This is a genomic window from Chitinophagaceae bacterium (genome assembly GCA_007695095.1).
Lineage (GTDB): Bacteria > Bacteroidota > Bacteroidia > Chitinophagales > REEL01 > REEL01.
On sequence record REEL01000137.1, the window covers coordinates 1 to 23387 of the forward strand.

Consider the following 23387-nt stretch of genomic DNA (forward strand, 5'->3'; position numbering starts at 1 on the left):
CAATTTTAGTTTATATATTTGTTATTGCAGATGGAAAAGTTATCCTTAAACCTGATATTAATTGTCATTTTAATTAATCTAATAAATTAATAAGAGTTACATAAATCTAAAGTGAATAATTTCAAATTTATTTATGAGAGATATAGTGTCATTATCTAAAGTTGTTTTAACTAAACTTGAAAATGAACTACCTGATAGTATGTTCTATCATTCTCCCAGACACACTATAAATGTCGTTAAAAATGCATTAATACTAGCAGAATCAGAAGGTATAAAAACTGACGAAAAAGAGTTATTACACGTAGCAGCTTTACTTCATGATATTGGGTTTATAGAAAGCAGGGAAAATCATGAAGAATTGAGTTGTAAAATAGCTAAAGAAGTATTATCAACTTTTAATTTTTCAATTAGAGAAATAAATTATATCTGTAGTTTGATAAAGGCTACGAAATTACCTCAAAGACCAACTGATGATTTAGCAAAGATTCTTTGTGATGCAGACCTTGATTATCTTGGTAGAGAGGACTACTTTAAAGTGGCAGATAAATTATTTCAAGAATTTATTTTTTTTGGAGAAATTCATTCAAAAGAAGAATGGTATCAACAGCAAATAACTTTTCTTGAATCACATCAGTATTTTACAAAAACTGCTATTAGATTACGTCAAAATAAAAAAGCCGATCATTTATTAGTTCTTAGAAAGCATTTAAGTGCCCGGATTAAGAATAATAAAAATGATTAAAAGAATAGCAAAGCTAAAAGGATATTTAAGCCACAAATTATATTTTTCTTATAAAAAGCTCTTTATTAATTTTTAAAAGCGATATAAAACGTTTTATTATAAAGTTAAAGTCATTGAAAGATAGAAAAAACTGCATTTAAAATTTGATTTTTATCAAATAATCTACTATTTTGCAATCTATGTTATTGCATTAATCTTAACTATTAAACACCATATATATGAGCAGGTTATTTACATTATTAATATTTAATGTTTGTCTGTTTTCTCCATATAATTCACTTTCTAATGGAAATGTTGGTATTGGTACAGACGACCCAAAAACTAAATTGCAAGTCGAGGGAGCAATTTCTTCTTTAGCTGTTGGATTAGAAGCATTGGATAACTTAGTTATTCCTGACAATATTTCTATTTTTAGGGTACTATTTAATCCTATACATTTATCAGTAGTAAATCTCAGCCTAAATGACCCTCAACAGGGTCAATTTTTAATTATCATTAATGAACATTCTCATAATGCAATTTTTGAAGGGTATACGATTCCTCCATCTAATGGTGTTTTTTCAACGGTTTATTTGGGTAGCGAATGGAAATCAATTAGTTTGAGTCAAAGTTCACTTTCAGATTTTTGGGATTTATATGGCAACACTAATACAAATGCTGCAGACCATTTTTTGGGAACAACAGATAATCAACCATTAATCTTCAGAACAAATAACGATGAAAGATTACGTATCGATGAGCTGGGTAATGTAGGGATAGGGACAGTATTACCAAATTTAGGTCTTGAGATAGCTACCGGTAGTGATAATGGAGACGACATTCTCCGGCTTGCTGAAGATAACAATCACACAGAAAGATATATGGATATTGGCAGCACTACCTTTAATGTTGTCAGACAAAATGGGAGTAATGTTGGGATGACTTTTAGAACATCCTTATCATCAGGAACTTGGGGGTCCGGAGCAAATGCCGGCTCAATAAGATTTCAACCTAATAATCAGACAGCTATGTTTATTAACCGTGAAGGAAATGTTACAATTGGAGCTGCTTTGAGTCACCAATATAAATTAGAAATCAGAGATACTTCCGGCATTATTGCAGTAAATGATTCTATTTTAATTGATGCTAACCCTGAAAATGCAAAGAGAGCACTTCTAAGATTAAGAGTGCCACATGATAATAATAATGAAATGTCTGCAATCGGGTTTTCTGTTACAACAAGTTCTACAGCTTTAGGTGCTGTAATAGCACATGAACGTTTAGGTGCCAGTTCACGAGGGAAGTTGCATTTTGCCACAAAGGGAATCAATGATAATACTGGAAATATACCAATACGCATGACGATTGGACAGGAGGGGAATGTTGGTATTGGAATTACAAGTCCTGAAGAGCGCTTTCATGTAAATGGAACAGCCCGAATTGGCAACAATCCTTCTGTTACAAATTATACAGCCCCGAATATAGGTGGTTTATTTGTTGATAGTGAAATTAGATTTGGTAACGCAAGTACTTCTGATGATTTTATTAATGGTGTTTATCAACCTATGATTTACGGAACCAGAAGCGGTGGATTGGGTGGCTTTAATTCTTCCTCTTTAGTTATCCAGGCCGGTGGCATCGGAATAACAAGACATATTTATATGAGAGCCGGTAATGACACACGTATGCTCATACATAACAATGGTAATATTGGCATTGGAACAACTAATCCGGAAGCTAAATTGCACATTAAAGGTAATAGTTTTAACAATGATGTTGGCATTCGAATTGGAACAGCTCCTGTTTCTGACAGAGATTGGTTGATTACTGCTAAAGGCTTTGAGTCTTACGGACCGGGAAGATATGACCTTGAATTCAGTCATGCGGCTTCAAGCCATACTTACAATCTATTATTTGATATTAATGGTAGCATTGGAATAGGCACAACCGAACCTGAAGCTCAACTCCACACTACCGGAACTGTTAAATTAGAAAATTATACGGGAGGGTTATTAAAAGTTGATGAAGATGGGAATTTGCAAGTTACCGGAGGTGCTTCGGGTGAAAATTTTGGCAGAGGAACTTTGTTTAAAGTACAGCCATCAAAAATTGCATTGGGAGATAACCTGGCAGCTGGATTAACACTCACAAAACAGGATTTAACTACCTCAACAACAGCTACAAATGGAAACAAAAATGTAGGTTCCGTCGTAACCATTTTTGGGTCTGGAGGGCAATTGGGTTTAGGGCCGGAAGTGAATTTTCTTGAAATGGATTTAGGATCACCGACTACTGTGAGTCAGCATAAGATTTATTTTTCTAACCCCACCTCATCTCTGCATGGTGATAGATTTTATTATTTTAAACTGAAGTATTCTTATGATGGAGATTCCTGGTATTATGCAGTTGGAGATGAAGATAATTGGGTAACAAGCGCACCGGATTTTCCGGGAAGAGGGATTGAAGATACAACAGGTTTTATTACCGACATTTTAGTACCTACAATCACAGCTAGATACTGGAGATTATATGGAGATGGAAACAGACGTCAAGGTATTTTATTTGGAAATCCTGTAACTTCAACGAATGGTGATAATGCCATTTATGAATGGGAAGTATTCCAGGAAGCTAGTCATGATCCCTGTTTTGTATGTCATGAAATAGTGCATCACTTTAAAGTTCTTCCTTCAGATAGCTTGGCAGAGGGAGCGGCTGTGGTAATGGGACCGGACGGCGTAGGGGCTGATATAGGACTCATTGTGGGTTCTGAGATTCAAGATGATCCTACAGGCGGTGATCCAGCACATTGGGCTACACGCATGGTGTTTGACAAAGCTAGGGCTGCTTTTAGAGCAGGTAATTCTGAATTAGGAGCATGGGATGTGGCTAATAGAGGTGATTTTTCTTGGGCCGGTGGGCAGAACTCATTAGCATCTGGGAATCATTCTTTTACTTTTGGACTTAATGGTAGAGCTTTGGGTGATGCTTCTATATCATTAGGACTAAATGCTCAAGCTGATGAAAATTATACATTAGCCTTAGGCACTGCTACAAGAGCAGAAGCAGAATATGCAATTGCTATAGGAAGGGAAGCTTTTGCAGATGGAAATACAGCCATGGCCTTAGGATTTAATGCAAGTGCTAATGGAGATTTTTCTACGGCTTTAGGATATGTTGTTGTTTCTTCAACTTATCAAGAGGTTGTTCTTGGTACTCACAATGAATTAATTGCAGGTAGCCCTATAAACTGGGTTGCAACAGACCCATTGCTTATTGTAGGTAATGGCACTGCACCCGGCTTTGAAAGTAATGCAATGATCATTCTCAAAAACGGCAATACAGGTTTTGGTGTGAATAACCCTGCTTTTCCTTTAGCAATGGGATCAGGTGCACATGTTACTGTGGGTGGTGTTTGGACAGATGCTTCCGACAGGAGGTTGAAATTTGATATTGACAATACACAATACGGCTTGAAAGAAGTGCTTGCTTTGCGTCCTGTTGACTATAAAATGCATATTGACAGTTCAAGACAAGTAGGATTTATTGCTCAGGAAATGCTTGAAATTGTACCTGAAGTAGTAAGTGGTATTGAAGGGGATATAGATAAAAATGAAACTCTGGGTTTATCTTATGGTAACCTTGTAGCTGTTTTAACAAAAGCCATACAGGAGCAGCAGGAAATGATAGATAACTTAAAGGAGCAAAAAAATTACCAAAAAGCATTTAATTCAGAATTACTTGAAATGCTTATTACTCAACAAAAGCAAATAGAATTATTATTGAATGAAAATGTCAAAGCTTCTTTAGTAGTTGAGGAGTAAGTTTTATTTATGATTTGCCAAATTGATAAGCTAGAAATTACCTTTGCTAAACATTTATGAATAGAGTTAAAATTTAATCATGGAAATCAAATTAATAATAAGTATCGTAAAAAAAAATAAAAATAACTAATGTAATATTTAGTAGTAATTTTTGTTTACTGTATTCTGCCGGAACGTTGTATCTCATCAAAGACATTTCCGTCGCTGTTGTAAGCTCTTACCTTAGCAGAGTTTCCTTCAATAGTAACCATGAAAAAATGATGCGTTGGAGAAGCTTTTTCCAAATACCATGTGTTAGCAGGGTCATATACAGTACGGGTTGCAACACCCCAAGCTCCATCGCCTAAATAGGTAACACCTGTTTCATCAATTTTTCCGTTTCTGATTGGCGGTGTTCTTTTAAAAGTGTGGTCATGATGTTCAAAAGCAATCGGGAGATTATGTTTTTCAAATAAAGGCACCCAGTGTTCTCTTACGGCTGCCGTTGGATGTCCGCCAAAACTTCTGTGAGAAGGGAAAGCGGGAACATGATATACCGGAATCAAATGAGGTACATGGCTTCTGTTATCCAATGTAGTGCTTAACCAGTTGGTTTGTCTGCCCGGGATACTGGTGGTATGGTCCGTATCTAAAATGACTATACTCAAATAATTCCCAAAATCTAAAGCACGAAAAGGTCTTCCATCTTTAGACGGAAAAAATTTATAGAAAAAAGGAGCTTCAGCCGGCGTTCCACCGTATCCTTTTTGCACTTCGTGGTTACCAATGGCAGATACAACCGGTATTAAGCGGTTATTCACGGTAGAGTGAGTATACCAATCTTTCCAGAATTCAATAACTAAATCAGCTTTTTCCGGTCTTCCGTCTTCGTAGACTATATCACCCCCCCAAACCACAAAGTCAGGGGCTAATGTCCCGGCCAGACGATTCATTTTACGGGTAGTAGATGAAACAGATAAATCACCGCCAACAATGAAATTTATAGGTCTGGTTAAATTTTCCGGTAAAGTTTTAAATGTAAAAGTGTTTTGAGACTTTTCAAAACGAAACTCATACTCTGTATCCGGCTGCAAACCGGAAACTTTAAGATTGTAATAGTAATAGTCTGTATAATCAATTGAAGAACTGTTTGTTTTGTAAGGGTTCCAATCTGAACTTCCTTTTTTTCTAAGTAAAACTTTCCTTACAGCATCATCTTTTTCAAACCAACAGATGTTTATGTTATTCATGGGAGTGGAATCCCAGGTAAGATAAATGGCTTCAATTTTTTCTCTTTCGGTCAGCTCTTCACCACAGCTAAAAAGAAAAATAGAGCTACAAAAGAGGAGAATCAAGTATTTTTTCATCGGTGATTAGTTTTTGTTCAGGAGATTTCTGTCTAATAAATCAAATAAAATTGACTTGTTTAAATGCTGAGAGTACTCTTTATTAAAAGACTTCCATTTATTTGGTTCAAGTCGAACACCTTCTATTTGGCCTAAATCTTTTTGAAGAATTCTTTTGGTGTACTCGTGAACGTCAAATTCGATTATTCTTAAATCTTCGAGACAGAGCAAAAGGTAATCATAAATTTCATCTTCATTCAGATAATTCAGAGGTTGACTTACCTCTTCAAGTTTTTTGTTTAGAAGACGAATCAAGCTGTTAATTTGTTTCATCTTTTTTTGAGCCTCTTTTCTGTTATCAACTGACATAGGCAATGATTTAATAAACTAAGCTAAGAATAAATAACTAAGAAAACAAACCTTACAGAATCAGGAAGTTTAATATGTCATTGTGGGTAAATAAAATTAGTAAAAAATATTTTCAATTAGACAACTTTTGTTTAAAAAGTTCTAAAATTTTTGTAATTAAATTCTGATGCAGAATGGTTTTTAATTATTTAGTCCGGAGTTATTTCTTTGTAAAGTGTTTGTATAAGACCATCGGTTAACCCAATTTTTGGGACAATAATCCTCGGCATTTCTGACCATTTCATAATATTCATGAAAATTTCTGTGGCAGGAATGATAACATCTGCCCTGTCAGGGTTAAGGCCTAATATTTTTATTCTTTCGGCCATAGTATAAGTGTTCAGATGTTCGTGTATATATTCCATTAATGAATAGCTGAGATAAGTAGAATTTCCCTTGCCAAACATTTTTATGATTTTATTGATGTTTCCTCCGGAACCTATGCCTATAAGCTTTTTCTTATCCTGATTTACACTTTCAATGAAAGCTTTCATCTCTGCCCAGTCTTTGTCAGTTACCAGATTGTTTAAAATTCTGAGTGTACCTATTTTAAAAGTAGATGTTTGAGTAAGTTTTCCTTTCGAAAAAAATGAAAGTTCTGTACTACCACCACCTACATCTATATAAATATAATTATTTTTAGAGCTAAGCAGTTCAGCTACTCCGTTTGCAAAAACTAATTCAGCCTCTTTATGACCTTCAATAATATTTACCTTGATTCCGGCTTCTTTTTCTATTTGGTCTATAATTTTCTGACCATTTTTCGCTGAACGCAAGGCTGCTGTTGCGCATGCTTTGTAATTAAACACTTTATGAACCTCCATAAGTAGTTTAAAAGCCTTCATAGCGGCAAGTAATGAATCAGTTTTCTCCTTGCTTATTTTCCCATCTAAAAAGGCATCTTCTCCCAGGCGAACGGGAACTCGCACTAAAGACGATTTTTTAAACACAGGCTTATCATTAAGCATATACACATAGCTGAAAAGTATGCGAACACCGTTACTGCCGATATCAATGGCTGCTAATTTCATACTTTAGTTATTTTTATTAGATTCATTAGATGATTGCATTTAGGCATTTTCCTTTTTTAGGTATTTGTAAATTTCAATTTGGGTTCTGTTGTTGGGAGGGGTATCATTTCTTCTGTAACGGTTAAAATCTTCATAATGCAAAGAACGGGTTTTGACATGATCCTTAGATTCAAAATCAAGGAATTTTAGTATTTTGATTTGTATTCTTTTGTCGTAAATAGGAGTTAAAACTTCAACCCGGTAATCTAAATTTCTTTTCATCATATCTGCTGAGCCTATGTATACTTTTTGTTTCCCGCCACCACCAAATACGAATACTCGCGAATGTTCCAGGAACTTATCAATAATAGCCGTGCACTCAATATTATCACTCACTCCTTTCAGTCCGGCTATTAATGAGCAGGTGCCTCTGACAAAGAGTTTTACTTTTACTCCGGCTTTACCGGCTTTATATAATAAATCAATAATTTTTTGATCTACCAGATTATTTAGCTTCATATAAATATATGCATTTTTACCTTTCTCAGCATACTCTATCTCCTGCAATATGAGAGCAGATATACGATCACGCATAAAGAAAGGAGCAACCAGTAAATGCTTATATTTTCCACTTTTATAGTTTTGATTAAAAAAGTCAAAGACCTGATTGACTTCTGCTGCTATTTGCTGATTGGCAGTTAAAAGACTTAAGTCGGAAAATACGGTTGATGTTACTTCATTGTAATTACCGGTACCAATATTTACATAATATTTTAAGCCATTGTTTTCTTCCCTGGTGATTATAAAGAGCTTTGAATGTACTTTTAAACCTTTAACACCATGGATTACATTTGCTCCTTCTTCTATCAATTTGTTACTCCAGTAAATGTTAGATTCTTCGTCAAATCGGGCCTGCAGCTCCATTACAACCACAACTTCTTTCCCGTTTCTTACCGCATTTAATAAAGCATTTACAACTGCCGAATGTTTGGCAACACGGTAAAGAGTAATTTTAATCGAGCGAACTTTTGGGTCAATGGCAGCTTCTCTGAGTACATCGATTAAATGGGTAAAGGATTCATATGGAAAGCTTAGTAATACATCCTGTTTTTGGAGAATACTGAATATACTTTCATAATTATTCAATTTTTTATTCAAAAGGGGTGGATAGGGTTTGTTTACCAGATCAGCCTGACCCATATCAGGGAAATTCATAAAATCCTTTGAATTGTGATATCTGGTGCCTGCAATAGTATTGTCTATTTTACTTATATTCAGACTTTTTTTTAGAAATTGAAGCAAATCATCAGGCATTTCTTCATCATATAAAAACCTCACGGGAGCTCCTTTTTCTCTTTTTTTCACACTTTTAGAAACCAACTCAATAATGCTTTTACTTACATCATTATCCATATCTAATTCAGCGTCTCGGGTTACTTTTACGGTATATGCTTTAGCATCTTTATGAGGAATAATGTAAAATATTTCTTTCAAATTATAGCGAATGATATCATCCACCCACATCACAAATTTTTTATTGTTTTTTTCAGGAAGCACCACAAATCGGGGAATCATTTCCGTTGGAAGCTCAATGATGGCATACTGATATACAGAACTGGAATCTTCTTTAGCTGAAAAAAACAATTTAACCGCTAAATATATTTTTTTATCCTTCAGCTGTGGAAATTCATTTTTTTTCATGAGCATAATAGGGGTAAGGTGCGAGCGTATATTTCTCAAAAAGAAATCTCTTACATACTCTCCCTGTTCTTTATCCAATTGATTTTCATCTAATAGATAAATTTGATGCTTTTCCAGTTCACTGATAATTTCTCTTACATTTTTTTCAAATCTGCGTCTTTGTTTGATAGCAATATTCTGAATGAGTTTTAAAATATCATCCGGAGTGCCGCCAACGATATCTTTCTGACTGCCTTTATATTTTACCATTCGTTTTAAAGTAGCTACTCTTACTCTGAAAAACTCATCCAGATTATTAGAAAAAATTCCCAAAAATTTTAATCGCTCAATCAGTGGGTTATCCTTATCTTCAGCTTCCTGCATAACCCTTTCATTAAAAGCAAGCCAGCTAATTTCCCTGTTTATGTAGGGTTCCTTTAAAGAATGTATGTATTCTGCAATTGACATTTCAAATTTTTGCGTAAACTAAGTGAAAATTAAGATATAAAATGTAAAATCCCAATTTAAAAAATTGTTATCATTTCTTTGCAGATTCTTCCAGAGAAATATTTTCATCTCCCGCTACATAAGGCACAAAAGTGACTATAAACTGAAACATCTCATCGGTAGTTTTCATACTTCCATCCCGTTCAGCTACTATTTCAGGGGGTGAATGTGGGTTGAGCGGGTTGTTTTCAGTATTGTCATAGACGCCTTCCGCTATAACTCTTGAACCGGCCGGAATTTTTAGCATGTTTTTAAAAGTGTAAAAATATTGCCATCTAAAATCCCATCTTGGAATTTCTATGAGTGGAATGGTATCATTTTGAGGGGTAATCGCATAAGCTTTGAAAGATTTGCCTAACAAATGCATATGCGGATTGATTGTCAACAGTGAAATGTCAATACTAACAGTAGCTTCTGTAGTAAATTTCATTACAGTATCCGGGGGTATTATCAAAGGTGGTACAATTTCTGAAATACCCAGCGTACCGAGTATGATTTCCTGCACAGGTCGTTTTGGAGGTGCATCACTAAAGTAAATGTTAAATCTTGAAGAGTCGCTAACTGCTAACGGACTGGAACCATAGTGCATATCATTAATGTAGAAAGCGCCTTTACGACTCATGAAGTAACCGCCTATGCCTTCGGGATAGGGATAATACTCGACCCCGGGTAAATAATTTGCTACCATTGGAGTAAGTCTTGGATATGTACCGTCATCATGCAATAATCCGAGTCTTTCATGCATATTTTCTCTGGAACGCATGTCTTTTGTTTCAATAAAGGGCAGGCCGTCAAAAACGTCAGATTTTAAATCCTTTTCAAACTGTATTAAATTAGCATTCATGTGATGAACAACATCTCTTTGACCGGGTACAAATTCTATCAATCGTATAAAAGTATCCTTTTCTAATTCGTAGGGAACCTTCATAATCAAAAATAAATCTTCATTCCCTGCGGGAATATCAACTATAGGAAAGTTAAGCACCAAATCCGGTTCACCGAGGACATTATGTTCCGGAAAAGTTGGGGGTGCCGGCATTTTATCCGGGTCTCCTTTTTCAGCTCCGTCTTGTACCCACTTTTTAAATAAATCTTTTTCGTAATCCGTCAAAAAGCGCTCATTGGCAAAGCGGCTGTAATTCGGATTGGCAGGCCAGGGAGGCATGAAACCACTTTGTGTTACCTCTACTATGGTGGATGCTCGCCTTCTTAAATCTTCGTATGTTATTAGATTGAAAGGTCCTGCTTCTCCCGGACGATGACAAGGCGTGCAATTGATATGGACAATTTTCGCTAGATGCTCTGTGAATGTAACTTTATCCGGTAATTCAATTTCAGAAGTAAAATAGGTCTCAGTATCTTCCGATTCAGAACAAGCCATTATATTGATTATGCAAATCAACAGTAAAAAATAGTATAAAAGGGTAAAATTCAATTTCATTTTTCCGGATTAAAACTCTATTAAACAACCAACAGCCTCAGTTCGGGTATACTTCAATTGTTCATTAGTTGAAAGTGCTTTTAAAGTTGATTTTAGATAAAATTCAGTTATTTCAGTTCGTCTTACACCTAATTCCGGCATCCTGTTGTCGATTGCTCCACTATATAAAACCTTACCGGAATTATCTATTACAAACACTTCAGGTGTAACTTTTGCATTGAAGGCAGTTGCTAATTTATTCTCTCTGTCTAATAAAATATCAGACTGTAAATTATATTTTGACCGGAAAAAACGAATTTCATCGGCTTCATAAAAAGCCCCGGGAAAGATCGTATAGAAATTAAAATTATCATTATTCCAATTTTGAACAATCGCATTATAAGAGTAAGTATAATCGATGCATAAAGGACATTCCGGAGAATAAAAGATAACCACATAAAAACCTCCATCATCTAAGGAAGGAAGCTTTTTTACTTCACCCTCCAGATTTTTCAGGGGGATTTCCGTTATATTGTCAATATAGTTTTGATTACTACAACCCCAAAAAAATGCAGGCAGTAGTAGCAAAAGCAATAATTTCTTCATGCTTATCCCTTTGAGAAAAAACAATCTCTTTTTTAGTAAAAAAACCAATTTTTATATTGGTGGTGTCAAAACAAATATACAGAATTAAGCTTTAAAAAGCTTTAATTTGGAGGACAAAACCTTTTAAATAATCACCTTCAGGGAAATAAATATTAACCGGGTGATCTTCGCTTTGGTTAAGATGATACATGATTGAGACATTTTTTCCGGCAGAAATAGCGGATTCAAAAATCATTTTTTTAAATAGTTGCTTATCCATAGCCTGAGAGCAGCTAAATGTAAAAATTAAACCATTTTCTTTCACTTTTTCCATTGCCGTTTGATTTATTCTTTTGTAAGCACGATAAGCATTTTTTAAGTGATGTTTGGACTTGGCAAAAGCCGGCGGGTCAAGTATAATGATGTCAAAATAATCAGCTTCAATAGTTTGCAGGTAGTTCATAACATCAGAGTTGATAGCTGTGTATTTGTTTTCATCAAAATTTAACTGCTGATTTATTTCCGACATTTTTACGGCATCGGAAGATATATCAATTCCGGTTACTTCATCTGCACCACCACTTTGAGCATAAACATTAAATCCACCGGTATAGCAAAAGGTATTTAAAACTTTTTTGTTTTCAGATAAATTTTTCAGTAAATTTCTGTTATTTCTTTGGTCCAGGAAAAATCCGGTTTTTTGTCCTTGTGCCCAGTTGACTTTAAATTTTAATCCATTTTCGAGTATAGTTGTTTCACATTCTGTGCCCAATAGGTGCTCACCTTTTTCAGTACTTTCTTCGTTTAACTGATAATTCATTTTTTTCAGGTAAATCGTTTGCAGCTTTTCACCATAAAATTCTGTTAGTTGCGATACGAAGAACTCTCTGAAATTTTTCCAACCACTGTGTTGCTCCTGGATAACTATATGATAATTATAAAAATCAATGATTAGTCCGGGAAATCCATCTGCTTCACCATGTATCAAACGATATGAATTAGTGATTTTTGAGTTTGGGAAGAGTTCCTGCTTATTGCTGAGGGCATTGAATAGCTTGTTTTTTAAATGTACTTCCGGATTTAGTTCAGTATTGAATGAAATGATTTTTACTGCTATACTGCTTTCATTATACAAGCCATAAGCTACAGGATTATTTTTAAAGTCATTGATTTGTATCAAATCCCCACTTTCAGCTTTTGGAAGAACATTTTTAATTGCTCCGCTAAATATCCAGGGGTGTTTATTATACACTGAATGCTCTCTTCCTTTATTTAAAGTTACTATACTTTTAATTTCCATATTGCAAACCTACTTAATTTAAGTTGAAAAAGTGATTTGAAAAGTGTATTCATTTATAATTTAGATAAAAGATTTTTCTTTTTTTTTTAAAAAAACTTAAACAAAAAAATGAAGGGAGTGTTTATTCGATATTCGGTTACAAATTACATTTAAAATTATTTCTAAAACCAAAATTTATTTTATGAAAAGGTTAACATTTCTCTTTTTTTCATTTATTCTGACTAGTAGCTTGGCGTTTGCGCAAACAGCTAATGTTCAGGTGATTCACAATTCACCGGATGCGGCTGCGGCTTCTGTTGATATTTACTTAAACGGAACATTAGCAGTACCGGGCTTCGAATTCAGAGAAGCAACTGAATTTTTGCCTTTACCGGCAGGGGTTGTTTTAAACATCGGGGTTGCACCGGCAGGTTTAACAGTTAATGATACAGTAGCAAATTTTGCTGTTGGTCCTTTAACGGCTGGCGAAAATTATGTTGTAGTGGCTAATGGTATTGTAAATGCTGCCAATTATTCACCGGCTCCGGCTTTTAATTTGGATGTCTTTACGCCCGCTTTATTAGAAGCCCCGGATACTAATACAGTGTCTGTATTGGTTCACCATGGTTCTACAGATGCTCCAACTGTTAATGTAGTAGAGACGCAAGTTGGTGCCGGAACTGTAGTATCAAATCTTTCTTACGGAGATTTTGACGGGTATCTCCCACTTGTTTTAGATGATTACATCATCGAGTTACAAACGACAACAGGTGATGCAATTGCATCATGGGGAGTCCCATTGGAATTTCTTGAATTGGGAGGTTCTGCTTTAACAGTTGTTGCTTCAGGTTTTGTAGATCCTTCAGTTAATAGTAATGGTCCTGCTTTTGGACTTTTTGTGGCCTTACCGGCCGGAGGACAATTAATTGAGCTTCCTTTGATTGGAAATGCCAGAGCACAGTTTATTCATAACTCACCGGATTCAAATATTTCAGAGTTGGGACTGTTTATTAATGGAGATTTAGTCAAAGCAGATTTTGATTTTCGTACAGCTACACCTTATGTTGATGTAGTAGCAGGATTTCCTGTTAACGTCGGTCTTGATTTAAATGGAGATGGAATGGAAGATGCATCTTTAGGGTTTGGAATTTTAGAGGAAGGTACTTATAATTTCATGTTCACAGGTGTTTTAAATCCTGCAGACTTTCCTTCAAATCCCAATGGAATTGGAACAGGTTTAGATGTTCTTGGGATTAACTTTTTCGAAAATGCTCAGGCCCCGGATTTAATTGACTTTGTTACTTATCATGGTGCTATAGATGCACCGGGTGTTGATGTAAGTGTAAGAGGTTTAGGAGTTATAGATGCCGGTTTAGAATATACAGATTATTCTAGTAACATACACACTGTAAATGATGAGCGTTATTTTGTTGAATTATATTTAGAGGGTACTAATGATTTAGTGGCAAAATATAATGTTGATTTGACAGGAGCAGGTGGCTTGACAGCAATTGTTTTTGCTTCAGGTCTAATTAGTGATGGGTCTTTTGGACTTTTTGGTGCACTATCAAATGGTACCGTTGTTGAGTTTGATGCTTTAGGTTCAGCTTCAGCTCAAATAATTCACAATAGCCCGGATGCAGCAGCAGAAGCAGTTGATATTTATGTAAATAACATTTTAGTAAGAGAAAATCTTGAATTTAGAAACTCAACTCCATTTTTAGATTTTGACACAGGAATTGATTCTGAAGTAGGGATTGCTCCTGCCGGAAGTACAGGTCCCGGCGATATTATCGGAACCTTTAACTTAGGTGAGTTAACCGAAGGTGAAAGCTACATAGTTGTTGCTAATGGAATTTTAAGCCCATCAGGTTATGATCCGTCTCCACCACTTGAATTACATGTATATACCGGTGCTCAGCAATCATCAATTGACCCGTCTGAAGTAGATGTGTTAGTTTATCATGGAGCTACAGATGCTCCTGCGGTTGATGTTGCAGAAGTTGGTGTCGGTGCAGGTGTTGTAGTAAATGCAATTGAATACAGTGAGTTTCAGGGTTACCTGAATTTAGCTGCTGAAGATTATATATTAGAAATTCGTCCTGCGGGAACAACTGATGGATTGGTTTCTTACAGTGCTCCTTTAGATGCTTTAAATCAAGCAGGGAATGCATTAACAGTTGTAGCATCCGGTTTTTTAAACCCGGAAGCAAATAGTGACGGTCCTGCATTTGGTCTTTGGGTTTCTCTAGCAAGTGGAGGTGAATTGATTCCTTTACCATTATTTACATCAGTTGAAGAGTCAATGGTGGTATATGAAGGACTTAATGTATATCCTAATCCTGTAAGCAGTATTGTAAATGTAGAATTTACTATAGAAAAAAGTAGTGATTTAGCTTTCCGTATAATTGATATGAACGGTAGAACCGTAATGATAAATGATTCAAAGTCTTTTGTAGAAGGTAAGCACAATCATCAAATGAATGTTAATCAATTAGCAACCGGACAATATTATTTAAACATTTTCAATGCTGAAGGTGTTATGATATTGAAACCTATATCAATAACAAGATAAAGGTTGTTGGTTTAGTTTAGTTAGTGTTGGTTTTCCGGCCGGTCTTTTTTAGACCGGCCGGTTTCTTTTTATACTTGTTGATTGCTGCAAAAATGAACATATAGAATTATGAAGTTTGAATTTTCATTCTCTGAAAATTTGAAAAAAATTAGCAGCTGTATTTTTACATTTCTATTTTAGTTACTTTTGTTGCTATAAGTTATTGAAATGAGTGATAAAAGTGCTCTGGTTCTGGTTTCTGATGCCGGTTACCTGGATTATACAAAACAAGTTTTTTACAGTGCTGTAAGATATGGTAATTGGAAAGGAGATTTAGTTTTAATAGTTTGTGATGTTGATTCAGCCGAGCTTGAGTGGTTTCATAAAAGAAATATCACGGTTCTTTCTCCGGATGCACTAATTGACCGGAAAGTTAATGGCTGGCCAAGAATCGTTTTTCAAAAGCTATATCTCATTCACCCGATGATGAAAAAATGGGATAAAGTCGTTTATCTGGATACAGATGTAATGATTTTCCGGGATATAAATAAATTAACCAATTACAATTCATTCGCTGCACATAAAGAAAATGCGGATTTAAACATTCGGGGTCAGTTTATACTTGATAAAAATCTGGATGAAGATGGTCGTGAATTAATGAAAGAGCTATCTGAATCATATAATCTTAACAGAATTGCACTGAATGTAGGGGTGATGGTCTTTAATACTGATCAAAATACTGATGAATTATTTAATGAAGCTTGTCGGCTTTTAAATCGATATGAATCTGTTTTAAGATATCCGGAACAGGCAATTTTTAATTTAATATTTTACAAAAAATGGAAAAATTTGCCTTACTATTTTAATGATTATACCTTCTTTTTTTACAAAAAGGATGTTGAAAAGAACAAATTCTTACAATTAATAAAAAGAAAGTCAAAAATTTTACATTTTATTGGAGAGGTAAAGCCATGGCATGAAACGTGTTATTTTCATGAAGAATGGAAGGAAAACTTAGCTGAGGCTGAAAATTTACCTTTAGTGGATAAGATTGGCGAAGTTCCTTCATCCCTGACAGATTTACGTCGTACATGGTATAGAAATATGATAAAATTCACCATATTTTTTGCTCATTTATCATGGTTGACAGGCCGTTTATTACATAGGATTTCTCCGGCTGCATATCACTTTTTAAAGCGTTTTATATGAATAAAAAGTCAGCAGCAATAGCCGTTTTATCAGATGAAAATTATCTTGAAGCTGCTAAACAGGTTATTTATAGTAGTTTTAAATACGGTAATTGGAAAGGGGACTATATTTTACTGGCTCACAATGTAAAGGAACAAAATTTAAGATGGTTTGAGGATAGGGGAGTTTATATTTTAAAGACCTCTTCATTAATTAAAACCGAAGTATGGGAAAAGGCTTTAGGTAAAGGTAAAGACTGGCCGGAAGTTGTGTATTCTAAATTGTATTTGCTTAGTCCGGAACTGGCAAGTTGGGAAAAGGTTATTTTCTTAGACTCCGATGTTTTTGTACGAAAAGCTATGAATGCTTTATTAGATTTTGAAGGATTTGCTGCCCGTGAAGAATCTTTGAGCCGGAATTTGATGTATCAGTTTATTCCTGATTTGGAAACTTTAGGCTCTGAACATGAAACCGAATTATCAAAACTTAAGGCTCAATATGATTTTTCTGCAATCAGCTTTAATGTCGGCGTTATGGTGATTCCCACTGCTGAAAATACAACCGCTAAATTTCAAAAAATAATTGATTTGGCTAATGAAATTCATGGTTTGGCATATTTCCCGGAACAAGCAGTTTTTAATTTGTTCTTTTACAAAAAATGGGAGAATATACCCTATGTATATAATGACTTTTATACGCATGATTGGTTTAATAAACATGGTTTTTGGAGACGCAAAAATGATAAAGATGCAGTTATATTGCATTGCGCCGGAAAACCTAAACCTTTTGAAAAAGAAAGCATCTATTTTAGTGAATGGTCTGAAAATTATAAGAAAGTAGATTTATTGTTTAATATTACACAGTCAGGAGAAACCCCTGATTCTAAAAGTATTCAAAAAATTGAGAGACTGAACAGAATGAATAAACCAATTGGAAAGTTGGGTCTTTTTTGGTGGAGATTAAAAAAGCGTTTAGGTTTAAAATAAATCACAAGCTGATATGTCAAATAAAAATGCACTCGTACTTTTAGCTGATTCTCATTATTTAGAGCATACTAAAGTTGTGTTTTATACGGCCGTTAAGTTTGGCAACTGGAAAGGTGATTGTGTTTTACTTGCTTATGAGATTGATGATTCAGTGTCATTAGAATGGTTTAAAGAGCGTGATATAAAAATAGTATCTGTTAATAGGGAAACATTTGATTTTACAAGCATTGAAAAGGAAAAATTTGTATATTTTGCTAAGTTGTATTTGTTTCATCCTTTCTGGAATAATTATGATAAATTAATCTATTTAGATACGGATGTTATTGTTCGAAAAGACATTAATCCATTATTGAAATATAAAGATTTTGCGGCAGCGCATGATTGCTTTCAATACACATTAATACATCAGTTTTCGCCACCCGGAAAACCCTATAAAGATGCTTTTATAAATAATCATTTCCCACGGAAAGTTTTGAGAAAAATAAGTTTCAATACCGGTGTAATGGTTATCCAATCCAAAAAAAATACGATTGAGCAATACAGGGAGCTGATCAATCTTACTAATAGTTATGGCAGTCATTCTGTTTTTTATGATCAAGGGGTGATTAATCTGCATTTTATACAAAAGCGACAAAGAATACCCTATGTTTTTAATGATTATTATGCGTCAGAGTTTCATGGGAAAGGTGGATTTATAAAAAGAAAGAATGACAGAGATGCCGTTATTTTACACATTATACACCCTTTTAAGCCCTGGAATGAAAATTGTATTTATCATAATGAATGGAAAAGTCATTATCAGCAATCACTCAAAGAGTTGAGGCCGCAAGCTAAGCCGATAAAAGCTTCCCTTTTTTCCATTTATAAGGTAGATTTAATCAGCAGATTGAGAATTGTAGAAATTTACACCAGAGGATCTTTAGCAAAAACAGTAGGATATGCAAGTTGGCGTACCGGTCAATACTTTAGGAAAGCCTTGTCTGTTTTTTACAAAAATGAAAACAAATCATGAAAAAACATGCAATTGCAGTATTAAGTGATGAAGGACATTTGGAGAAAGCAAAACAAATCATATACAGCTCTTATAAGTTTGGTAATTGGAAAGGGGAATACATATTGCTGGCATATGAAATTCAGGATAAGAGTAAGCTGAAATGGTTTACCGATAGAAATATTCGAATTGTCCATACGCACTATATCCCTGAACATGGGATGAGTCCGGAAAATCCGGTTTCAATTTTTTATGCAAAACTGTTTTTATTTGATCCTGCTTTAAAGGGTTATCACTCCATACTATACCTTGATACTGACATGATTGTCAGAAAGGATTTAAGCGAATTATTGAAATATGATAGTTTTGCGGCTGCTGATGATTGTTATTTAAATCCTTTTTACCATCAGTTTGGTATTTCAGACTTGAGAATATATAAAAATTACCCGAACCGTTCAGATAAACTATTGAATATATTGGAGTCTTACAATGTGAATAAAACGTCATTTAATGCCGGAATGATGCTAATTGACAGTTACAGGAACACTCAGGAAAGATATGATGAAATTTTAGCTGAAGTCAAAAAGTTTGGAGCATTTTCAGTATTAGGTGATCAGGGAGTTTTAAATGCATATTTTCAAAAAATACGAAAACGAATTCCATACGTATATAATGATTTTTATCAGTCAGATGATTTTAACCGGAATAGTTTTTTAAAAAGAAAAAATGACTCCGCCGCTGTGATTTTACATCTAACTTATCCATACAAGCCGTGGAATCCCAAGAGTGATTACTACAAAGAATGGAAGCAGAATCTTGAAAATTCAGATAAATTATTTGATGAAGTAGAACAAATTGGTCAAAAGCCGACTGCTTTTAAAACTTTCACTACAGATTTTATCAATTGGTTTAATGTTCGCCGGATTCGATTTCAGGCAAAACTAAGGTTTTTCTTCAGTAAGTTTTAAGCTTTATCAGCAAGCCCCATTTGAACATTGAAGTTAATTACACATCTGTGTTCTTTTCCATAAAATGGTTTTACAGAATGTACAATATCATTTGGCCAAATAATAAGCATACCTTTTTTCGGTCTTAAAAAGTAGGAATATCCCCGAATATGAAAGGTGAACACACCGGAATAGGGGTGGTCTTTCAAAGGATTTCCGTCACTCAGATAGTAACCTCCTGAGAACCCTATTGGTGGTTCTTCGTGCGGATGCCATCTGGAATGGCTGTGTTGATTGTGTCCACGACCGGCATAAGGTTCGTAATACTGTGCCCAACTTTCGGTAATTTCAGGATTGTTATCATGATTAAACTCAAGATGATTAACCAATTCTACAAAACTATCTTTAATTCTTTTATTTAAAGTCTCTATACCCGGGTGGTTTAAACTTAAAAAATTATTTGGAGGTACCCAAAAACGGCTTCCAATCGGATTGTGCTCTGTGCCTTCAACCCATTGTTCGTTTAGATATCCGGAGTCCTCATAGTTATGCTGCCTCTCATAATCATATTGATCAGGTAGTTCCTGGCCCATTCTCTTTTGTCTTTCTGAGAGTGTTTTTAAACCAAATTCATATACTTTATCATGCAAATCATGATCTTCAAATACTTTCATAAACACCGGAATAGGGGCGAGATGAAAGATGTTTTCTTTTCCGGCAGGTATTAGTGGCTCTTTTAAAAACATAGGTTAAAATTGAGTTTAAGTACGTTTGTTAGTACGTAAAAATACTGCTTAAAGAGTTTGAACACCAAAGGTTTTTTGATTTTTTTACTTTTTTTGGCTTTTATTTTGAAAATGATGAGATAATTTGTCAAGTTATTATGAGTTTTGCTTAGCTATGAATGATAAAATTGACCCTAAAGAAGATGAAAAGTTGAATGTTCTGCACATTATCCGCTCAATAGATATTGGTGGGATAGAAACCCAACTACTGGATTTTTGCAATAATGCGCATCGGTTCAATATTAATACACATGTTATTTGTACCGGAGGAGGCGAGCTGGAGGATGAATTTAGAAATTCAGCGGCAAAGTTCAATATGTTTTCAAAAATTTCCAGACCTTATGACTTGATTGATCCCTTTTTAGTTTTTAAAATCAGAAAGTATATTAAGCAAAATGAAATTCAGATAGTTCATGCTCATTTTGCTGATGAAGGCCTACATACATTAGCGGCCATTATTGGCTTGAAAAAAGTAAAATTTATACAAGGTTTGGCAGTTGATTTCAGATTAAATCGAAAAATTGATAACAGGAAGTTTAGATTTTTATGTAAAAAAGCAGCTAAAAATATTGCACTCACAGAAGTTTTACGAAAACAAACCATAGAATTTACTTCAGTCGGAAGTGAAAAGGTTAAAGTAGTACATAATGGTATTGACCCTGCACGAGTTGTGCTAATGAAGCCTTCAGAATTTCGGGAAGAATTAGAAATAAATAGCGATATGATAGTCGGTGGAATGATAGGTAACTTTTATAATCAGGTAAGGAATCAACTGGAAGTATGCAAAGCTTTGGTGGATGTAATAAAGATGAATGAAAATTTTCATTTTGTTTTTGCCGGAGGTGATAAGAATCAGTGGGTTAAGTCAGAAAAATCTTATTTTCAGGAGTGTGTTGAGTATTGTAAAAATATGGGAATTGATAAAAACGTCCATTTTTTGGGATTACGTAAAGACATACATCATATTATGAAGGCAATGGATTTCTATGTGCATTCTACAAACTATGACACATTTGGGATTGCCCCGATTGAGGCAGCAATGAATAAATTGCCTGTAATTGCAAACGATCATCCGGTTTTTATAGAAACTTCACACACAGGAGTAGGAATGTTATTGTATAAAACCGGAGACATTAAAAAGTTATCAAAAATTATAAATCAGTTTGTGAAAAATGAAAATTACCGAAAATCAATGGGAGAAAAACATCACAAACATGCCGTTGAACATTTTCATATCGATAGCCAGATTCGAAGAATGAAAAATGTATATACTAAAACCCTTGAAGGGAAATAAATAAAAGTTAAAGGATTAGTCTTGTAAACACTTTTAGCTTTACCGGAAACTTTTAATATATATTTAATAATATAAATGCTAAAAAAATCGTATCATGTGGCGTTTTTAAACAGTCAATTCAATTTTATGAAAGCATTAAATCTTTTCTTAATCACTTTTATGTACATTTCAGCTGCTAATAGTTTAAATGCCCAAAATCTAAATGCTATTCCCAACCCACCAAATCACGATGTGAATTTTTCGGGATATGAAGGAGCTCCAATAGTGTTTAACGATACACTTTTCTTAAATTTTAAAGATAGTGATGGTATAATGAGGTTGCATGCTTTTGACGGAAACACCTTTACACAAATTCCCAATCCGCCAAATTATGACCTGACTAACAGAGGTTATCAGGGCTCACCGGTAATTTATAATTCAAATTTGTACCTGCGGTATTGTGATAATGATTTTTATTGTCAAATGTACAGGTATGAAAATAATGGGCTAACGGTTATTCCTAATCCTCCGGGAAATACAAATCCGGGAAATTTTCGAGGTTATAGAGGTGATCCATTTGTTTTTGATGGGAAATTGTATTTACGTTACAAAAATAATAGTTCCTATTTCCAAATGTATGAGTATGATGGACAAAATTTAACGTTAATACCCAATCCGCCTAATACTGCATTTAATAACAGAGGCTATACCGGACGTGCCATAGAATATGACAATAAAATGTATGTTCAGTACTACTTTGAGATAAGTGGAATTCCGTTTTACCGTTTGTATAGTTATGATGGCCAGAATCTGGTTGAAATTCCGAATCCTCCCAATCATGACGAGTCATTTACCGGATATATGGGAGCGCCTGTTATTTATCAGGATACCTTATATCTGAGATATAGAAATAACGACCTGGAATATAGATTGTATGCATATGATGGACAGAATTTAACCTATGTGGCTAATCAACCGGCAAATTTTTCACAGGATGATGGATATTGGGTTGGAGCAATAGAGTACAATGGTTCTTTATTATTGAGATTTAGAAATACATCTGCCAATAATACTTTTGAGGTATATGAATATGATGGCTCAACTTTTCAATTAATTGCAGATCCACCTAATCATGATGGTAATCAAAGAGGATATGTTGGAAGCCCTTTTTTACATGATAATAAAGTTTTTGGCAGATTCAGAAGTAATATGCCTGAAAGCCGCTATCAATTGTTTACTTATGATGGTAGCGATTATACCTTAATTTCTCCTCCTACTGTAGGTTTTGCCAGCAACTCATCGGGTTATTATGGTTTACCTGTTAAATACAATGATGATTTGTATTTTAAATATAGGACTGATGTTGGATATACTAAACTGATGGTTTATCAGGATGTTTGTATAGTAGAAACACAAATTGATACTATCGTTTGTTTTGGTGATGAGGTTTTGTTTGATGGAGTTTTTTATAGCAGTGATACAACTATTAGTAAAACTTATGCTTTAGCTAATGACTGTGATTCCATTGTGACCTTTTCATTGACTGTATTACCGGAAGTTTCAAATACCATATCAGCAGAGATTTGTACAGGGGATAGTTATGATTTTGACGGTTTGCTGCTGAGTACAGATACGATATTGAGCAAGACATTTGTTGCCGCAAACGGTTGTGATTCTATAGTAACTTTAACGCTGACTGTGTTGCCGGAAGTTTCAAATACTATATCAGCAGAGATTTGCTCGGGAGATAGTTATGATTTTGACGGATTGCTGTTGAGTACAGATACGGTATTGAGCAAGACATTTGTTGCTTCAAACGGTTGTGATTCAATAGTAACTTTAACACTGACTGTGTTGCCGGAAGTTACGAATGCTATATCAGCAGAGATATGCACCGGAGATAGTTA

17 protein-coding genes are annotated in these 23387 nt (G+C 34.6%); 9 read left to right on the forward strand and 8 right to left on the reverse strand.

Annotated elements, in window-relative coordinates; all coding sequences use genetic code 11:
• Nucleotides 1-133 precede the first annotated feature (133 nt).
• Both EA412_11090 and EA412_11095 read left to right on the forward strand, forming a co-directional pair.
• Nucleotides 134-742, forward strand: coding sequence for an HD domain-containing protein (locus EA412_11090; GenBank protein ID TVR77438.1), 609 nt, complete (start codon nucleotides 134-136; stop codon nucleotides 740-742).
• 218 nt (nucleotides 743-960) lie between these two features.
• Nucleotides 961-4542: a hypothetical protein gene (locus EA412_11095; protein TVR77439.1), complete on the forward strand. Its 3582-nt coding sequence runs from the start codon at nucleotides 961-963 to the stop codon at nucleotides 4540-4542.
• 155 nt (nucleotides 4543-4697) lie between these two features.
• Here the strand turns inward: EA412_11095 and EA412_11100 are convergent, their stop codons facing one another.
• The 7 genes from EA412_11100 to EA412_11130 form a co-directional block, all read right to left on the reverse strand.
• Entirely contained in the window at nucleotides 4698-5888 is a 1191-nt protein-coding gene (locus EA412_11100; GenBank protein TVR77440.1) for a hypothetical protein, read from the reverse strand.
• 6 nt (nucleotides 5889-5894) lie between these two features.
• Nucleotides 5895-6236 (reverse strand): hypothetical protein, encoded by a 342-nt coding sequence (locus tag EA412_11105; protein TVR77441.1) that lies wholly within the window; start codon nucleotides 6234-6236, stop codon nucleotides 5895-5897.
• 188 nt (nucleotides 6237-6424) lie between these two features.
• Nucleotides 6425-7306, reverse strand: coding sequence for an exopolyphosphatase (locus tag EA412_11110; GenBank protein ID TVR77442.1), 882 nt, complete (start codon nucleotides 7304-7306; stop codon nucleotides 6425-6427).
• Between the two features lie 39 nt (nucleotides 7307-7345).
• The gene (ppk1, locus tag EA412_11115; protein TVR77443.1) at nucleotides 7346-9433 is read right to left on the reverse strand and encodes a polyphosphate kinase 1; all 2088 of its coding nucleotides are present in this window, start codon (nucleotides 9431-9433) and stop codon (nucleotides 7346-7348) included.
• A gap of 70 nt (nucleotides 9434-9503) precedes the next feature.
• Nucleotides 9504-10913, reverse strand: a complete 1410-nt coding sequence (locus EA412_11120; GenBank protein ID TVR77444.1) for a hypothetical protein — start codon at nucleotides 10911-10913, stop codon at nucleotides 9504-9506.
• A 9-nt stretch (nucleotides 10914-10922) separates the two neighbouring features.
• The gene (locus EA412_11125) at nucleotides 10923-11498 is read right to left on the reverse strand and encodes a hypothetical protein (protein ID TVR77445.1); all 576 of its coding nucleotides are present in this window, start codon (nucleotides 11496-11498) and stop codon (nucleotides 10923-10925) included.
• A 91-nt stretch (nucleotides 11499-11589) separates the two neighbouring features.
• On the reverse strand, nucleotides 11590-12777 hold the full coding sequence (locus EA412_11130) for a class I SAM-dependent rRNA methyltransferase (GenBank protein ID TVR77446.1): 1188 nt from the start codon (nucleotides 12775-12777) through the stop codon (nucleotides 11590-11592).
• 181 nt (nucleotides 12778-12958) lie between these two features.
• Here EA412_11130 and EA412_11135 point away from each other — a divergent pair, with 181 nt between their 5' ends.
• The 5 genes from EA412_11135 to EA412_11155 all read left to right on the forward strand — a co-directional run bounded on the left by EA412_11135 (nucleotide 12959) and on the right by EA412_11155 (nucleotide 19443).
• Nucleotides 12959-15331: a DUF4397 domain-containing protein gene (locus EA412_11135; GenBank protein ID TVR77447.1), complete on the forward strand. Its 2373-nt coding sequence runs from the start codon at nucleotides 12959-12961 to the stop codon at nucleotides 15329-15331.
• Between the two features lie 207 nt (nucleotides 15332-15538).
• On the forward strand, nucleotides 15539-16519 hold the full coding sequence (locus tag EA412_11140) for a hypothetical protein (GenBank protein ID TVR77448.1): 981 nt from the start codon (nucleotides 15539-15541) through the stop codon (nucleotides 16517-16519).
• A complete protein-coding gene (locus tag EA412_11145) occupies nucleotides 16516-17484 on the forward strand; it encodes a hypothetical protein (GenBank protein TVR77449.1) in 969 nt (322 codons plus the stop codon). The genes EA412_11140 and EA412_11145 overlap by 4 nt, the downstream gene beginning before the upstream one ends.
• A gap of 13 nt (nucleotides 17485-17497) precedes the next feature.
• On the forward strand, nucleotides 17498-18496 hold the full coding sequence (locus tag EA412_11150; protein TVR77450.1) for a hypothetical protein: 999 nt from the start codon (nucleotides 17498-17500) through the stop codon (nucleotides 18494-18496).
• Nucleotides 18493-19443, forward strand: coding sequence for a hypothetical protein (locus EA412_11155; protein ID TVR77451.1), 951 nt, complete (start codon nucleotides 18493-18495; stop codon nucleotides 19441-19443). Before EA412_11150 ends, EA412_11155 begins: the two co-directional genes overlap by 4 nt.
• On the opposite strand, the gene EA412_11160 is transcribed toward EA412_11155, so the two are convergent.
• The gene (locus tag EA412_11160; protein TVR77452.1) at nucleotides 19440-20168 is read right to left on the reverse strand and encodes a hypothetical protein; all 729 of its coding nucleotides are present in this window, start codon (nucleotides 20166-20168) and stop codon (nucleotides 19440-19442) included. The genes EA412_11155 and EA412_11160 overlap by 4 nt on opposite strands.
• Nucleotides 20169-20322: 154 nt before the next feature.
• Between EA412_11160 and EA412_11165 the strand changes: the two genes are divergently transcribed.
• On the forward strand, nucleotides 20323-21501 hold the full coding sequence (locus tag EA412_11165; GenBank protein TVR77453.1) for a glycosyltransferase family 1 protein: 1179 nt from the start codon (nucleotides 20323-20325) through the stop codon (nucleotides 21499-21501).
• Nucleotides 21502-21627: 126 nt separating this feature from the next.
• A partial coding sequence (locus tag EA412_11170) for a hypothetical protein (protein TVR77454.1) occupies nucleotides 21628-23387 on the forward strand: 1760 nt, incomplete at its 3' end.

Bases quoted from the DNA above. Each gene is read 5' to 3' on its own strand.
- EA412_11105 (TVR77441.1), bottom strand. From the start codon at position 6,236: ATGTCAGTTGATAACAGAAAAGAGGCTCAAAAAAAGATGAAACAAATT.
- EA412_11155 (TVR77451.1), top strand. From the start codon at position 18,493: ATGAAAAAACATGCAATTGCAGTATTAAGTGATGAAGGACATTTGGAG.
- EA412_11150 (TVR77450.1), top strand. From the start codon at position 17,498: ATGTCAAATAAAAATGCACTCGTACTTTTAGCTGATTCTCATTATTTA.
- EA412_11110 (TVR77442.1), bottom strand. From the start codon at position 7,306: ATGAAATTAGCAGCCATTGATATCGGCAGTAACGGTGTTCGCATACTT.
- EA412_11120 (TVR77444.1), bottom strand. From the start codon at position 10,913: ATGAAATTGAATTTTACCCTTTTATACTATTTTTTACTGTTGATTTGC.
- ppk1 (TVR77443.1), bottom strand. From the start codon at position 9,433: ATGTCAATTGCAGAATACATACATTCTTTAAAGGAACCCTACATAAAC.
- EA412_11125 (TVR77445.1), bottom strand. From the start codon at position 11,498: ATGAAGAAATTATTGCTTTTGCTACTACTGCCTGCATTTTTTTGGGGT.
- EA412_11090 (TVR77438.1), top strand. From the start codon at position 134: ATGAGAGATATAGTGTCATTATCTAAAGTTGTTTTAACTAAACTTGAA.
- EA412_11145 (TVR77449.1), top strand. From the start codon at position 16,516: ATGAATAAAAAGTCAGCAGCAATAGCCGTTTTATCAGATGAAAATTAT.
- EA412_11165 (TVR77453.1), top strand. From the start codon at position 20,323: ATGAATGATAAAATTGACCCTAAAGAAGATGAAAAGTTGAATGTTCTG.
- EA412_11100 (TVR77440.1), bottom strand. From the start codon at position 5,888: ATGAAAAAATACTTGATTCTCCTCTTTTGTAGCTCTATTTTTCTTTTT.
- EA412_11135 (TVR77447.1), top strand. From the start codon at position 12,959: ATGAAAAGGTTAACATTTCTCTTTTTTTCATTTATTCTGACTAGTAGC.
- EA412_11130 (TVR77446.1), bottom strand. From the start codon at position 12,777: ATGGAAATTAAAAGTATAGTAACTTTAAATAAAGGAAGAGAGCATTCA.
- EA412_11095 (TVR77439.1), top strand. From the start codon at position 961: ATGAGCAGGTTATTTACATTATTAATATTTAATGTTTGTCTGTTTTCT.
- EA412_11160 (TVR77452.1), bottom strand. From the start codon at position 20,168: ATGTTTTTAAAAGAGCCACTAATACCTGCCGGAAAAGAAAACATCTTT.
- EA412_11140 (TVR77448.1), top strand. From the start codon at position 15,539: ATGAGTGATAAAAGTGCTCTGGTTCTGGTTTCTGATGCCGGTTACCTG.